At 44.1% G+C, this 15,280-nt stretch carries 13 protein-coding genes; 7 read left to right on the top strand and 6 right to left on the bottom strand.

The window, feature by feature from the left end; genetic code table 11:
- The first annotated feature begins 155 nt into the window (after positions 1-155).
- Positions 156-1,775 carry a methyl-accepting chemotaxis protein gene (locus O9X84_RS08710; RefSeq protein ID WP_269519314.1) on the top strand — a complete coding sequence of 540 codons (1,620 nt, stop codon included), beginning with the start codon at positions 156-158 and terminating at the stop codon, positions 1,773-1,775.
- A 522-nt stretch (positions 1,776-2,297) separates the two neighbouring features.
- On the opposite strand, the gene rpoD is transcribed toward O9X84_RS08710, so the two are convergent.
- The 4 genes from rpoD to rpsU form a co-directional block, all read right to left on the bottom strand.
- A complete protein-coding gene (gene rpoD, locus O9X84_RS08705) occupies positions 2,298-4,130 on the bottom strand; it encodes an RNA polymerase sigma factor RpoD (RefSeq protein ID WP_269519313.1) in 1,833 nt (610 codons plus the stop codon).
- 400 nt (positions 4,131-4,530) lie between these two features.
- Positions 4,531-6,309, bottom strand: coding sequence for a DNA primase (gene dnaG / locus O9X84_RS08700; protein WP_269519312.1), 1,779 nt, complete (start codon positions 6,307-6,309; stop codon positions 4,531-4,533).
- A gap of 189 nt (positions 6,310-6,498) precedes the next feature.
- On the bottom strand, positions 6,499-6,945 hold the full coding sequence (locus O9X84_RS08695; RefSeq protein ID WP_269519311.1) for a GatB/YqeY domain-containing protein: 447 nt from the start codon (positions 6,943-6,945) through the stop codon (positions 6,499-6,501).
- Between the two features lie 303 nt (positions 6,946-7,248).
- Positions 7,249-7,464 (bottom strand): 30S ribosomal protein S21, encoded by a 216-nt coding sequence (gene rpsU / locus O9X84_RS08690; protein ID WP_012517258.1) that lies wholly within the window; start codon positions 7,462-7,464, stop codon positions 7,249-7,251.
- Positions 7,465-7,834: 370 nt separating this feature from the next.
- Between rpsU and tsaD the strand changes: the two genes are divergently transcribed.
- Together tsaD and O9X84_RS08680 are read left to right on the top strand one after the other, a co-directional pair.
- The gene (gene tsaD, locus O9X84_RS08685) at positions 7,835-8,848 is read left to right on the top strand and encodes a tRNA (adenosine(37)-N6)-threonylcarbamoyltransferase complex transferase subunit TsaD (RefSeq protein ID WP_269519310.1); all 1,014 of its coding nucleotides are present in this window, start codon (positions 7,835-7,837) and stop codon (positions 8,846-8,848) included.
- 101 nt (positions 8,849-8,949) lie between these two features.
- Positions 8,950-10,176 carry an alkaline phosphatase family protein gene (locus O9X84_RS08680; RefSeq protein WP_442864523.1) on the top strand — a complete coding sequence of 409 codons (1,227 nt, stop codon included), beginning with the start codon at positions 8,950-8,952 and terminating at the stop codon, positions 10,174-10,176.
- Positions 10,177-10,193: 17 nt separating this feature from the next.
- Here the strand turns inward: O9X84_RS08680 and plsY are convergent, their stop codons facing one another.
- Positions 10,194-10,796, bottom strand: a complete 603-nt coding sequence (plsY, locus tag O9X84_RS08675) for a glycerol-3-phosphate 1-O-acyltransferase PlsY (protein WP_269519308.1) — start codon at positions 10,794-10,796, stop codon at positions 10,194-10,196.
- Positions 10,797-11,133: 337 nt separating this feature from the next.
- Here plsY and folB point away from each other — a divergent pair, with 337 nt between their 5' ends.
- The 4 genes from folB (at position 11,134) to O9X84_RS08655 (ending at position 13,374) form a co-directional block, all read left to right on the top strand.
- A complete protein-coding gene (gene folB / locus O9X84_RS08670; RefSeq protein ID WP_269519307.1) occupies positions 11,134-11,487 on the top strand; it encodes a dihydroneopterin aldolase in 354 nt (117 codons plus the stop codon).
- Positions 11,487-11,981, top strand: coding sequence for a 2-amino-4-hydroxy-6-hydroxymethyldihydropteridine diphosphokinase (folK, locus tag O9X84_RS08665; protein ID WP_269519305.1), 495 nt, complete (start codon positions 11,487-11,489; stop codon positions 11,979-11,981). Before folB ends, folK begins: the two co-directional genes overlap by 1 nt.
- 8 nt (positions 11,982-11,989) lie before the next feature.
- On the top strand, positions 11,990-12,790 hold the full coding sequence (locus O9X84_RS08660; protein ID WP_269519304.1) for an undecaprenyl-diphosphate phosphatase: 801 nt from the start codon (positions 11,990-11,992) through the stop codon (positions 12,788-12,790).
- A 212-nt stretch (positions 12,791-13,002) separates the two neighbouring features.
- The gene (locus tag O9X84_RS08655) at positions 13,003-13,374 is read left to right on the top strand and encodes a histidine triad nucleotide-binding protein (protein WP_269519303.1); all 372 of its coding nucleotides are present in this window, start codon (positions 13,003-13,005) and stop codon (positions 13,372-13,374) included.
- Between the two features lie 99 nt (positions 13,375-13,473).
- Here the strand turns inward: O9X84_RS08655 and O9X84_RS08650 are convergent, their stop codons facing one another.
- Positions 13,474-15,174, bottom strand: a complete 1,701-nt coding sequence (locus O9X84_RS08650) for a dipeptidyl-peptidase 3 family protein (protein WP_269519301.1) — start codon at positions 15,172-15,174, stop codon at positions 13,474-13,476.
- Positions 15,175-15,280 lie beyond the last annotated feature (106 nt).

Raw genomic sequence — 15,280 nt, 5'->3', positions numbered from 1 at the left:
GAGCTTGGCGCGAGTACTAAACGAGTACATAAAGCGCCAAGCTTCAACTATTTATTAAAGTTTTCGTGATTCTTGTAGATATATTACTATAGTAGTGTCTAGTCAGATATTTCTGAACTGTAGTTGGGCGATGATTAAAAATAGTGAGATAGCAGATGAGTTTTCTTAAAAAAATGCCAATAGCGTCAAAAATCTTCCTGATCCCAGGAATTGCTGTTTTGAGTTTCGTTATTTACCTTTTAATCACTGTCTATACTGCGCTGAACAATGGCGCTATCTTAGAAAAAGTGCAAAAAGTGCAGTTTCCCGCACTTCAACTTTCTGCTTCTACACTCGTTGAAATGCAAAAGGTGAGAGATACGCTTTCAAGTGCAGTGACTACGGGTGACCAAGATACTCTCATCGTTGCGCAAGATTTGGCGAAGGAAGCAAAGGACGGAATGGACGAAATTGCGGGTATTAGCGCTGATTTTCGTTCTGACATGTCTAAAATATCATCCGGTTTTGACGACTATTTTAAAGTGGCATTTGATGTGTCCCAATCTATGGTCGATGGTACTGCCGATTTTAGTCGATTAGGCGAGCTTTCAAGCCAAATGAATGCTTCTTATGACGGCGTAATCGCGGCAATGACACGCTTTAGAGATGATCAGCAAAATGCGTTTGAAAAAGCATTCGAAAACACTGATTCTGCGAATACTTCACTGATTAGCACTGGCGTTATTTTAGCCATCGTGGTCTCCATCTTATTATTCGCTACCGCGATCCCGATTGTTCGCGGTATAAAGCAAAGCATTGACGATGTGGTTCGCTCACTTAAAGATATTGCCCAAGAGAACGGTGATTTAACGGTTCGTATTGAAACTAAAAGCGAAGACGAAATTGGAGAACTCGTTCATTGGTTCAACCAATTTATGGACAAACTGCAAGGCGTGGTGAAAGACGTTGTTGAAGCAAGTCTTCCCCTATCAAACTTAGCGCAAAACTTGCGTGGTGTGACAGAAGAAACACAGCGCACCATTGACGTTCAGCAAAAGTCAGCAACTAATGCAAAACAAGCAGTTGATACGATGAGTGGCTCTGTAGACGGTGTAGCGCAAAGTGCAGCGCAGGCCGCGAGTGATGCTAATGAAGCGACGAGTGCTGCAAGCGAGGGTCGTCAAATTGTTCAGCAAACGGTTACCAGTATCCAACAACTTGCAGATAATGTGAGAGAAACGGCCGATGTAATAGGGCGTTTAGAGTCTGACTCAAACAAAGTCGGCTCTGTTTTAGATGTGATTAAAGGAATAGCAGAGCAAACGAACTTACTAGCACTTAACGCCGCTATTGAGGCCGCACGTGCTGGAGAACAAGGGCGTGGGTTTGCAGTGGTGGCTGATGAAGTGAGAACCTTGGCGTCACGTACTCAGCAATCAACAGAAGAAATTCAAAATACCATCGAGCAACTTCAAAGCGCTGCTCAGTCAGCTGTGCAAGTTATGGCTAAGGGTACTGAACAAGCGTCTAATAGTGTAGAAACCGCTAACCGAGCGGGTAGTAGTCTTGAAACCATTACCAGCACCATTGGCCGTATTAACAACATGAACGAGCAAATTGCGCACAACACCGAAGATCAGCGTACCGTTGCCATTGATATTGTGCGTCATGTAGATGAGATTCATCAGCGCACGGAACAAACGGCGACGCGCTCAGGTGAGCTTGGTAGTATGTGTAATGAGCTAGCCAATTTAGCGCAGCACTTAGAATCAATTGCTAAACAGTTCCGCGTGTAACGGTATTGCTAGTGTAGCCCAACTTTTTAAAAGCCTCCGTTCGGAGGCTTTTTCTTTTCTCCTTGGCGGTCAGTAGAAAAGAAAGCCTTACATTTTCATCTCTGACGGTTTCTCTTCTTTGAACGTCTTTTTTCTCGTGTTTTTTACTCATTTTTCTCAAAGTTGCCGAAAAAATTCAGTGTAGATTTCTTATCTATAGCCCTACTCTAGAACGTAAGGTCTGCAGTAGCCAAGCGTTGAGGGCTGAGTTTTAGAGGACCAAATTATCGAGGGCCAAAATTTTAGAGGAGCTATAGCTCCTATTGTCCCTAACGCCGGTAGGTAAACCAAGGCTTTACCTGATATGGGTTAGAGGTATTAGGAGCAGCTGAGCTATGGCTGTGTATTATTATGGGCAAAAAAAATCCCCGACTCTCGCCAGGGATTTTACTTTTTAATCACTCGTTTATCTTGGCACTCATTAGTCTAGTACCTTGAGTACCTCAACGAATACCTAGTGCGACCAGATACCCATCTAAAAAGCTACTCGTCTAAGAAGCTGCGAAGCTGCTCAGAGCGGCTAGGGTGGCGAAGCTTACGCAATGCCTTGGCTTCAATTTGACGGATACGCTCACGGGTAACGTCAAACTGCTTGCCCACTTCTTCAAGTGTATGATCGGTATTCATATCAATACCGAAGCGCATGCGTAGCACTTTCGCTTCACGGGCAGTAAGACCCGCTAGCACTTCCTGAGTGGCACCTTTCAAGCTTCCGCCCGTTGCCGAGTCCAAAGGCTGCACAATAGTGCTGTCTTCAATAAAGTCACCAAGGTGTGAATCTTCATCATCACCAATTGGCGTCTCCATAGAGATCGGCTCTTTTGCAATCTTAAGTACTTTACGGATTTTATCTTCCGGCATTAACATGCGTTCAGACAATTCCTCTGGCGTTGGCTCTCTGCCCATTTCCTGGAGCATTTGGCGAGAGATACGATTTAGCTTGTTGATCGTTTCAATCATGTGTACAGGTATACGGATTGTTCTAGCTTGGTCGGCGATTGATCGCGTAATAGCCTGTCGAATCCACCACGTTGCATAGGTTGAAAACTTATAACCACGACGGTATTCAAACTTATCAACCGCTTTCATAAGACCAATGTTACCTTCTTGGATAAGGTCGAGGAACTGAAGTCCTCGGTTGGTATACTTTTTCGCAATTGAAATAACAAGACGAAGGTTAGCTTCTACCATTTCCTTCTTCGCACGGCGGGCCTTTGCCTCACCGATTGACATACGACGGTTAATGTCTTTAATGTCTGCGATAACCAAGCCAGTTTCTTGCTCAACTTGATTCATCTTGCTAATACAGCGTTCAACTTCTTCTTGATACACAGCTAGTTCATCGGCGTAAGGCGCACCAGATTTCACTGCAGCAAAAAGCCACGCTGTTGATGTTTCATTACCTGCAAAGGCTTTGATAAAGTCTTTCTTTGGCATTTTTGCGTTGACTACGCAAAACTTCATGACAAGACGTTCTTGAATACGTACTTTGTCCATCATGTGACGCATGTTTTTCACCATGCGGTCGAATTGTTTTGGAACAAGTCTGAATTCTTTAAAGACGTCACTTAATGCGTTTATTTGTTTGCGAGCGTCTGCATGTGAACGACCTTTTTTCTCAATGACATCGCGAGTTTTGATGTATTGAGTACGAAGTTCGTCGAAACGCTCTCTCGCAAGTTCAGGATCTACGCCAGTGTCTTCTTCTTCTTCTTCTTCGTCATCACTATCATCGTCTTCATCTTCTAACTCTTCTTCTGACAGGTCAGAACCGATGTGCGTTGCCGTTGGAGCAAGGTCTTGGTCGTCATCAGGATCAACAAAGCCAGAGATAATATCGCTTAAGCGAATCTCTTCAGCTTCATATAAATCCCATTGATCAAGCAAGTACGTAATTGCTTCTGGGTATTCTGCTACAGAACACTGAACTTGGTTTATGCCATCTTCAATACGTTTGGCTATTTCAATTTCGCCTTCACGTGTTAAAAGCTCTACCGTCCCCATCTCACGCATGTACATGCGGACAGGATCTGTAGTTCGGCCAATTTCACTTTCTACGGTTGCAAGTGCTTGCGCTGCAGCTTCTGCTGCGTCTTCGTCTGCATTTGCTTCTTGCATGAGAAGTTCATCTGCATCAGGTGCTGATTCAGAAACTTGAATTCCCATGTCGTTAATCATGCGGATAATGTCTTCAATTTGATCAGAATCGACAATATCTTGCGGCAGGTGGTCGTTAACTTCTGCAAAGGTTAAGTAACCTTGCTCTTTACCTTTTGCAATCAGGAGCTTAATCTGAGACTGCTTGCTTTGCGCCATATAACCTACACTTCTCACATTCAATTAGTTTGCAATAGACAAGACAACATACGTTAACGTATGTTCCATCTTATCTGCTGGAGTACTGATGTTCGTATCAATGCCGTTTGTGCCCAATGCGACGCTTATGTTTGCGATGCGCATCCGCCCGAGTTTGGTTTTGCTCGTGTTATCGGCTATCTATTGTTTACTCACATTGCTGATTTTTCGTTCACAAGGTAGACAAGCATAAAATGCTTTGGATAAATTGCGATTGAACACAGCGAATTAGTCAGTATAACAGAAAAACGGGTGGTTTTACCAGATTGCTGGCTGATTTTTTAAACAGTAATAATTAGCAATTAGGACTGACCGCCCCGCAACAACTTTTTCTGTCAGTTTTTACAGCGCTCAGAACGCCCTAACCATTTTGACGTTCTTTCATTAATAACGTTAATTCTTCTTTTTCTGCCCTACTCAAGGATTGCACTCGAGAGCGCGACAATAAGGTTTCTATACGGCTCTCGAGATGGGCATCGAGTAAACGTGTGAAACTATCATTATAGACCCGTTCAGCGTCTTCATCTTTAACTAAATGCTCTTGCAACAATAGTTTTGCAATAGTAGAAGAGTGGGGGTGGTCGCGGAAGTTTTCAACAAGCTGACTTGTTTTAGCATGCGGGTTTGCCAAACAAAATGCGTGTATATCACGTAACAAATCCATGCCCGCTGCCGCACTGCCGGTGAAAATGCCAATTTGCACATCGTCACACGCCGCAGCCAGCCTTGGTGAGTCTAGGAGCAAGCGAATAAGCATCCGAAGGGGGGATAGTTTAGGTTTGTTCACCTGGGTTAAATTGGGTGAGTAGGCTTTTTTGCTTCCTTGATTCGCTTTTGAGATATCCTGCTGCAGTTTGAAACGGTCGAATTCGCCGGTGTGCTTTGCAAGCTCTTCAAGCAGCATATTTTTTTGGTCTGCGCCTAACGTTGACTCAATAAGAGGCATTGCCGCTTTCTTAAGAGCTATTTTGCCTTCCGGTGTGCCTACATTGTGACTTTTGAGTAGATTCTCAAAAAAGAAGCGTGATAGCGGCATGGCGTCGTTTAGCATGTTTAAGAACGTATCTTTACCGACTTGCCGCACCATGGTATCCGGATCTTCACCGTCGGGTAAAAACAAGAAGGACAGGCGAACACCGTCTTTTAAAGCTGGTAGCGCATTTTCTAGCGCCCTCCAAGCGGCCTCACGACCGGCGCGATCGCCATCATAGCAACATACAATATGCGACGTTGCCCGAACCAACATTTGAATATGTTCTAAGGTCGTGGCTGTGCCAAGGGCGGCAGTTGCAATATTGATATCAAACTGACTCAAGGCAACTACGTCCATGTAGCCCTCTACAACGACTACAGTATCTAATTGCCTATTTTGCTGGCGCGCAGAATAAAAGCCAAACAGCTCGTTGCCTTTGTGAAAAATTCGGGTTTCTGGCGAGTTAAGATATTTAGGGCCACCGTCTTCTAGTACTCGCCCGCCAAAGCCCACTACACGTCCTCGTTTGTCTCGAATAGGAAACATAATGCGGTCGCGGAAAAAGTCATAAGTACGACCCTGATCATTTTTGTTGACCAACCTTAAATCAATAAGCTGCTTTATCTGTTGCGGGCTCTTGCCGAATGTGTCGAGTAGTGCGCTCCATCCATCTGGGGCATACCCAATTTCCCACTGTTTAACTATATCGCCGCTTAAACCTCGATTCTTAAGGTAATCGATTGCTTTTTTGCTGTTTCCGTTTTGGCGAAGTTGGTGCTGGAAAAAGCGCGTAACTTGTTCCATCAATGTGTAGTCGTCTTGCAGCTGCTGTTTCTTTTCCTCACTCATAGCCGGGCGGCTGCCCTTTTCCCGAGGAACTTCTAGCCCATGATATTTAGCAAGGTCTTCAATGGCTTCAACAAACTCAAGGCGGTCAAACTCCATAATAAAAGAAATGGCGTTGCCGTGGGCACCACAGCCAAAACAGTGATAAAACTGCTTATCTTGACTGACGGTAAAGGAGGGCGACTTTTCGTTGTGAAAAGGACAGCAAGCTTGATAGTTCTTACCTGCTTTTTTTAATTTTACTCTACTGTCGACCACTTCTACCACATCGGTACGTGAGAGAAGATCATCAATAAAGTCGCGAGGTATTTTTCCAGCCATGAGGGATTCGTATAAATAAAACGGAGGTTACTTTAACAGGGATAGCTAAAAATGAGAACGTATTACCGCACCCAAGTATATTAGTTGCGGTAATTAAACCGTAGTAGTCTTTATCCCATGAATTTGAGATTAAACGTCAACACGTTTTAATGCTGCCGTTCGTCTTTATTGACTATTACGCTTACATTTTTAGGCGTTCAAACGGGCTTTAATTTTTGCACTTAGTGCCCCCATATCGGTACGACCTTGTACCTTAGGTTTCAATCCACCCATGACTTTTCCCATATCTTGCATACCAGATGCGCCGGTTGAGGCCATAGTGTCATCGATTAAGGCATTGAGTTCATCATCAGTAAGTGGCTGAGGTAAAAAGTTTTCAATATAGGTAATTTCTTCGCGCTCTTTGCTAGCGAGGTCGTCGCGATTTGCAGCATCGAATTGTGATGCGGCGTCTTGACGCTGCTTTACCATTTTTGTTAGTACCGCTAGAACAGCAGGATCATCTAATGTGATCTGCTCGTCTATTTCTTTTTGTTTGATTGCGGCAAGCGCCATTCGAATAGTGCTTAAGCGCAGTTTTTCTTTTGCGCGCATTGCATCTTTTTGGGCCGACTTTAAATCATCAATGAGTGCCATGATAGTTTCAGTATCCTTTGTTAGTTGGTCGTTGTTGGATATTAGTTGGATATATCGTTATGTGTAATAGGATAATCAATAGAATGATAAATGGAAGCTTTAAAAGCCAAAGGACCCAATGAATGTTTTTAATGAAAAAGTGACTAGCAGGGCTTACATAAAGAGGATAAAAAAACGAGTTAAATAACAGTGTCCTTTTTAACGGATACAAAAAAAGACCCTAATAAGGATCTTTTTGATATTTCAGAAACGCAAAAGGTGCTGCAATAGCAACACCCTTCGTACTCGTAATTAAACCCTAGTTTAGTAGAGTTTTACGCGACGTGCGTTTTCACGAGCTAGCTTCTTAAGATGACGCTTTTTAGCGGCAGCTTTCTTGCGCTTGCGTTCCCACGTAGGTTTTTCGAAGAATTCACGACGACGAACTTCAGATAGAACACCTGCTTTTTCACAAGAACGCTTAAAACGACGCAGCGCCACATCAAACGGCTCGTTTTCTCTAACTTTAACGATAGGCATTTAAACACTCACCTCAAAACTTTACTGTGTATATCCGGGTAAAATTGTGCGCTAAAAAGGCCACCCGGGTTAAAAATGGTGCGAAATTCTAATCATTTCTGCAAAGAAAGTAAAGGATGAATTGCTAAAAAATAGCCAATATCGTGCATTTACTCCTTTGCTAGCATTCCATGAATGCAGGTTTACAGGTAAACTCTGCGCCTAAGAAACATAAGCTACCTATATTCAGACCCATTTACGCTGCCTTTTTAGAGCGTGTCTGGGGGATTGAATTTCAGGTTAGAAAGATAATCACGGGCGGATCATAAAGATGATCGCCGCAGATCGCTAGTAAAATTATTGGTTTTTGTTGTAAAAAGGTGAGCGCTTAATGCGAATTTTAGGAATTGAGACGTCGTGCGACGAAACCGGCATCGCAGTTTATGATGATGAGAAAGGCTTGTTATCTCATGAGTTATACAGCCAAGTTAAGCTACACGCCGATTATGGGGGAGTGGTTCCCGAATTGGCTTCTCGCGATCATGTTCGGAAAATTATTCCCCTTATTGAAAAAGCGCTAACCGATGCGAATACAACCGCAAAGGACATTGATGGCGTTGCCTTCACGCAAGGGCCAGGCTTAATTGGCGCTTTGCTCGTCGGATCTTCAGTTGGACGCTCGCTAGCCTATGCGTGGAACGTACCGGCCGTTGGTGTGCATCATATGGAAGGTCACCTCTTAGCGCCGATGTTAGAAGACAATGCGCCCTCATTTCCTTTTGTAGCGTTACTGGTTTCTGGCGGCCACTCAATGTTGGTGAACGTGAAGGGCATTGGTCAATACGAAGTGCTTGGAGAGTCGGTAGATGACGCCGCGGGTGAGGCGTTTGATAAAACCGCTAAATTACTTGGTTTAGATTATCCAGGCGGACCATTACTTGCCAAACTAGCAGAAAAAGGTGAGCCAGGTCATTATAAGTTTCCACGACCTATGACTGACAAGCCGGGGCTGGATTTTAGTTTTAGTGGCCTTAAAACTTTTGCTGCAAATACTATTCGAGCATCCGACGGTAGCGACCAAGTGAAAGCCAACATTGCATTTGCCTTTCAAGAGGCCGTGGTGGATACGCTGATGATTAAATGCAAGCGGGCGCTGAAACAAACGGGTATGAAAAGACTGGTCATTGCAGGCGGCGTGAGCGCCAATCAAATGCTGAGGCAAAAAATGACAGTGTTGATGAATGAACTGCATGGCGAGGTATTTTACCCTAGCCTTGCATACTGTACCGATAATGGAGCGATGATTGCCTACGCCGGTATGCAAAGGTTGAAAGCCAACGAAGTGCTCGAACTTAGTTCGCAGGCAAAACCTCGCTGGCCGCTAGACACACTCACTGCAGTTTAAATTTAAGTGGCGCGTAACCCACTTATCAAAACTCTACTCGCGCCGAATATGCTGACGACAACGAATAAAGAGATAAAAACGTGGCCAAACTCATTACAGCGATGTTATCTGCATGGCTATTATTGATTCCATTGTGTAAGGCAAATGCACATGCAAAAGACGCCAGTACACAGCGTAATCAATACGTTGTTTTAATTTCACTGGATGGTTTTAGACACGATTATATCGAGTTACATGGCGCTACCAACATTTCTCGCATAGCGAAAGAAGGCGTGCGTGCATCGAGTATGACACCGGTATACCCCGCAAATACATTTCCTAACCATCTGTCATTGATAACAGGGCTACTGCCTAAGAATCATGGCATTGTGAATAATCGTTTTTTTGATAAAACAAGACAAACAAAAGACGGCTATGCTCATTACAGTATGGGCAAAGGAAAAACCGATAGTACTTGGATAGCGGCAACGCCGCTATGGAATTTAGTCGAGTTACACGGGCTAAAAGCCGCGACTTTTTTCTGGCCAGAATCGGATGCGAGAATTGGTGGCGCACTTCCCACCTATAGCTTCCCCTATTCTAAATATGCAAGCTACCAACAGCGAGTGGACCAAATGATCCAATGGTTAAGTTTGCCAGAAGTATCTCGCCCTCGCTTTGTCACCGGCTACTTTTCGCTAACCGATACTGTCGGTCATGACGAGGGTCCTTATTCGCCCTTAACCAAAGAAGCAGTTCAAAAGGTAGATGCTTTGGTAGGGGAGTTGTACGACCGAGTTCAAGCATTAGATATCGACGTTAATGTAGTGATTGTGTCGGACCACGGTATGACATCCGTTGACAGCAACAAGGCTATCGATGTGTCAACATTGTCTATTCCTGAGTCGTTTGCGGTAGAAAATGAGGGGGCGCAAGTTCACATTTACGCACAAAAAGAAACAAGTGACGAAGCGATAGCGAAAGAAGCGAGTAGGTTATTCTCTATTGCAAATCAACGCTACGTTGTGGTTAGCGATGCTCAGCGAAAAATGCGACACTTTGAAAAGGGAAATAGAACGGGCGACATACTCTTAGAGGTAGCACCTCCTGCACGGTTTATTGATGATGCAGCCGGTCATATCAGTAAAGGCGGCCATGGTTACCTCAATACACTGACTGATATGGGGGCCACATTCGTTGCCGCTGGCCCTGCGTTTAAAAAGGGCGTTGCACTTCCTGTATTTAGTAACTTAGAGGTTTATCCTGCTCTTGCCAAGGTCATGGGAATAGCGCCCTTCACACCAATAGATGGCAAGCTTGATATTCTTAACCAAGGGTTAGCCAATTAACACTTACGCAGGGGGAGTCATTCCTTGATAGACCCCTTATCCCACACTTTACTTTCAGAGCCGCTGAGAAGCCGCAAAATATTGTCTTTGTGCCTGATAATAATGAGTATGGATAACATTGCCACCGGAATTGTATAGAGGGGCTTTACAAGCCAGGTAAAAAGGGGAGCTAGACTGACGGCAATGAGTGCACCTAAGGAAGAGTAGCCTGTGATAAATACGACAAGTACCCAGCTCAAAACAAGTAATCCAGCTAAGTCTAAACCGATTGGCAGCATGGCACCAAATGCTGTCGCCACCGCCTTTCCGCCTTTAAAGCCAAAGTACAACGGAAATATGTGACCAAGACATGCCGCTATTGCAATCAGGCCTAGTAAAACAGGTTCGATCCCTAAAAAGTAACTGCCATAAACAGGTATCGTTCCCTTTAAGATGTCCATGACTAAGACTAGCAGGGCAGGCATACGTCCACCAAGGCGGTACACATTAGTCGCTCCTGGGTTTTTGGAGCCGGCGGTTCTGGGGTCGGGAAGAAGAAATACTCGGCTGATGAGCACCGCGCTCGACAAGGAGCCAAAGAGATACGCGACGGCAACCATTAATACTGTTAAAGAGATCATCAATTTGTTTTATCACACATTGGTATTTTACTTTCCTAAGATTCTGGCTGTAATTAGGCTATTAGGTTTTAAACAATGAGTCGAAAACCTACTCTTTAAAATACAGTTCCACATAATGCACTGTCAGATTCACTTAACGTTTTTGTCTTCGTTAAATATGAAAACCTAAGTTGCCCCCTATTGCCATACAGCGGTATAGTTGTGCATCATTTACTGCGGTTAGCTTTGTATCAGCATAACGCTACTTCATCCAAATACGATATACCACCTTTGACCTGCATTAATGTTGGTCAATTCGCAGTAGTAAGACCAGTAAACACATAAGTTGAACACATTCATGGGTAAAATATATATAACTGGGTTAACAGTAAATACGTTAATTGGAGTTTATGATTGGGAGCGTACGCAACAAACAGCGCTACTCCTAGATGTTACGCTAACCGCCGACCTTAATGCAGCTATGCAAAGCGACGACGTTAACGACACCATTGACTACGCAAAAGTGGCCGAGTGCATTGTCGACGTTGGCCAGCGTAGCGAGTTTGAACTTTTAGAAGCCTTTGGCAACGCCGTAATGACATCGGTGCTCGATGCTTTTGCTGTAGATGCCATCACGGTTAAAATTGTAAAGCCGAATATATTACCCAATGCCCAAACTGTGGCTGTTGAGCTCTATCGAGAGCGTAATTAATGTCCCAACACACCATTTTAATTAGTGTAGGCTCAAATATTGAGCGTGAGCATTATACTCGACAGTCCATTATTGCGTTAAAAAAGTATTTTCAAAACGTGTCGCTCTCTTCAGTATACGAAAGTGAGGCGGTAGGGTTTAACGGCAGTCCTTTTTATAATTTAGTGGCTAAAGCAAATACAACACTGAGAATAGAGCAGGTTTGCGAAACCTTGAAACACATAGAGCGGGACAATGGACGAGTTCACACAGATAAAAAGTTTTGTGCTCGCACACTGGATTTAGATCTTCTTACCTATGATGACACCGTGACTCGTTCACCCATTGTGTTGCCAAGAGAGGAAATCTGTCACAATGCTTTTGTATTATGGCCACTGGCAGAGCTGGTACCCAATAGTATTCATCCTGAAACACAACAAACCTATGCCCATATGTGGGCGTCTTTCGATAAGCAGAAGCAGCGACTTTGGCCTGTTGACTTTACCTGGAGCTAAGCAAGGGAATGACACTTTTTGAAATTATAATTTTAGCTATTATCCAAGGGGTAACGGAGTTTTTACCTATAAGTAGCTCAGGGCATTTACTGTTACCGGCCGAGCTTTTTGGCTGGGTAAGCCAAGGTTTGGCCTTCGATGTTGCGGTCCACGTTGGCAGCTTGTTAGCGGTAATGATTTATTTTCGCCAAGAGATTATGCAGATGACCGTTGCATGGTGTACGCAAGGGTTCAGTAAACAGCAGTCCACTGACAGTAAGCTGGCGTGGTACGTTATTATTGCGACCATTCCTGCGGTGATTGTGGGTTTTCTTATGAAAGGCTGGATTGAAGACAACGCCCGTACAGCGCTGGTTATTGCCGCAACAACCATTATTTTTGGCCTGGTATTGTGGTACGCCGATGCGACCGCCAAGCGAAAGCACGAGCTTGATACACTGAACATGAAACAAGCCATATTCATTGGTTTGGCACAAGTGTTGGCATTAATACCCGGCACGTCTCGTTCGGGAATAACTATGACTGCAGGGTTGATGCTTGGCTTAAAGCGTGAAGCATGCGCCCGCTTTTCGTTTTTATTGTCCATTCCAGTGATATTGGGTGCTGGCCTATTGGCAACCTACGATTTGATTGAAGCCAATGAAGCCGTGGACTGGCAAGCATTAATGTATGGGGCTATGTTCTCTTTTGTGAGTGCTTATCTGTGCATTTACTTGTTCTTAAGCTGGATTGCGCGCATCGGCATGCTTCCTTTTGTGATATACCGCCTCGCGCTTGGTGGAATACTATTATGGTTTGTTTTTGCTTAATCTGAGGTTCAAAAGCGAAGCTTGAACAGAAAAGCTCAAAAAGAAAATCGAGTAAAGACAAACAGCTAGATCACGATTAACAAGCCAGTTTTGAAAGACAGATATGTCAAAACTGGCTCAATAAAACTCGCTTTACAAAAAAACAGCACGCCAGAACGGCATAACGCTATTAAGCGCGCCAGAGTGAAGTACGAACAAAAGGAGCAACAAGTATGTCGGACACTATTTTTACCAAAATTATTAATAAAGAAATCCCCGCGGACATTCTTTACGAAGATGACATGGCCTTAGCGTTTAAGGATATTAACCCCCAAGCTCCAGTCCATTTTCTTGTTATTCCCAAAAAGGCCATTGCCACAGTCAACGATATCACTGCTGACGACAGGGAAGTGGTTGGTCATTTATCGGTAGTGGCGGCAAAGGTAGCTAGTGATTTAGGGGTTGCCGAACAAGGCTTTAGAACCGTCATGAACTGCAACGAGTTTGGTGGCCAAACGGTTTACCATATTCACCTGCATGTACTGGCTGGGAAACCGTTAGGGTGGCCTCCGTACACAGAAGATATGAAAAAGCACGTTGAATAGCGAGCAGCCTACAAAGCCGTGAAATAATGAAAAACGCCGCGTTATTGGCAATAACGCGGCGTTTTTTTATAAAAGCAAAAATTAAAAATTAAACTGCGATCACTCGGGTAATCCCAGCACTTTTTTACCTTGGTTAAAGTGTATATCCACTGGGATGTTAGCATCGCTTAAACGGGCTAAGTCAGAGTTTAGCTGCGGTTTAATAACGCCCATTGTCTCGACAAGTTCAGCAACGCCATCATAATCACCATCACCTTGAAGGGTAAGAATTAACTCTGATAACGCTTCAACGGCTGCGCCCATTTTTTGCATGTTAACACGATAAAGTCCGTCTTCAGTTTTTTCAAAGGCACCTTGCTGTGCAAAAAAGTTAAACCTAATCATGTTCGCTTTACCGTGGGCTGAGCTTGCACCAAAGCGAACCGAGCGGAATATGCCCGCCATAAAGGTGACATAGTAATCCTCTAGTGAACCCTCGGTTATCTCGCCTTTCTCAAGAAGACTTTGCACCATGTAGAGACCTAAAATATCGGCTTTACCTTCCTCTAACGCAGATGCGTGCTCCTTTAACGCCTGGCGAACGGTGTTTGAACCATCAAGGGTATTCTTAATGCCTAAACCGTGAGCCACTTCATGGAACATGGTGTTGGCAAAAAACGCGTCGAAGGTAATATGCTGGCGTTGCTCAGGTACAATTAGTGTATTTGCAATGGGCACGAGGATATTGTCGAATTTTGCCTGCATCGCATTTTTAAGCTGTAGTCGACGAGTCCCTTTCTCTAGCTGTACACGTTCATCATTAGGTAAGTTGATGGCGATGGTTTTACTGCCTGCATTAGAATGACCTGCATAATAAATAACATCATAAGCATTAAGGTCGGCGTCAGACCCCGGCACTTCTGCTTTGTAAGCTGTTGCTACGGGTAGTCCTTGCTGCAACTCGGGTAAAAATGCTGCATATTTAGCAAGCTTTTCGCTCCATGCTAAATCTTTTACCAGTACGTACGCTTCAAACGCGGCGCGGTAGCCAAATAACTGATCCTCGTATGATTCGATGGGGCCAATAACTAACTCAATAGGATTGGTTTTCATATCCATCCACGTCATATCTGAGGCAAGGTAGTCATCGGTTAAAAGCGCTTCTGCTCGCAATGTTAAATACGCTTTAAAACTCGCATCTTCTGCAAGCTCTGCGGCTTGAAGAAGAAGTTCAGAGGCTTCCATCAACTCACTTTTAAAGGCTTCTGAATAAGGTTGAGAATACAGGTTACCTGCTTCATCGCGCTTAACCATGGAGTATAGCCCCTGCTTGTCAGCAAATTCAGCCGTAGCAAACTCAGCCTTTTCCATGTCATGGGGGTAAAACTGTGCGCCGGCGTACTTCGTGTCGAAGCCGCTGATAAAGGGTGTGTCACCATTTAAACGATCCCATGGGCCATAGTTAATTGAAGCGAAGTGACGTACCGCTTCACTTTCGATACTACTTAAAAATGAGGCTTTGCTGCCAAAAAAGGCTTGTTGCCAGAATAGATCATCCATTATTTTTGATGCGTCAATGAGAAGCGATAGCATCTTATGCTGATTACTGCTGAGATGGTCTAAATCAGCGGTAAGCTCAACGGGGTGATAAATGGAAAGTCTTGACTCATCCACCAGTAGGGTCTGCTCTTTATCCGCTGTTGGTTTAAGCGCTGTATTTTCTGACGTGGTGTTTGCGGGTTGGCTGCATGCACTTAACATAAGAACACCGGCTATGGCGGAAGCTACAGGAGATAGCCCTGATTTTATTATTTTTGTCATAGGTTGTTTTACCGTCTGTCGTTAATTTTATCCATCGTACTAATTTGGTTTTACATCAAAGCCAAACAGCTTCTACAATTCACTTTGTTGTTTGAAATCAACAGTG

This window comes from Alteromonas sp. BMJM2, from assembly GCF_027257845.1.
Lineage (GTDB): Bacteria > Pseudomonadota > Gammaproteobacteria > Enterobacterales > Alteromonadaceae > Alteromonas.
This window is presented reverse-complemented; position numbering and strand designations above follow the sequence as displayed.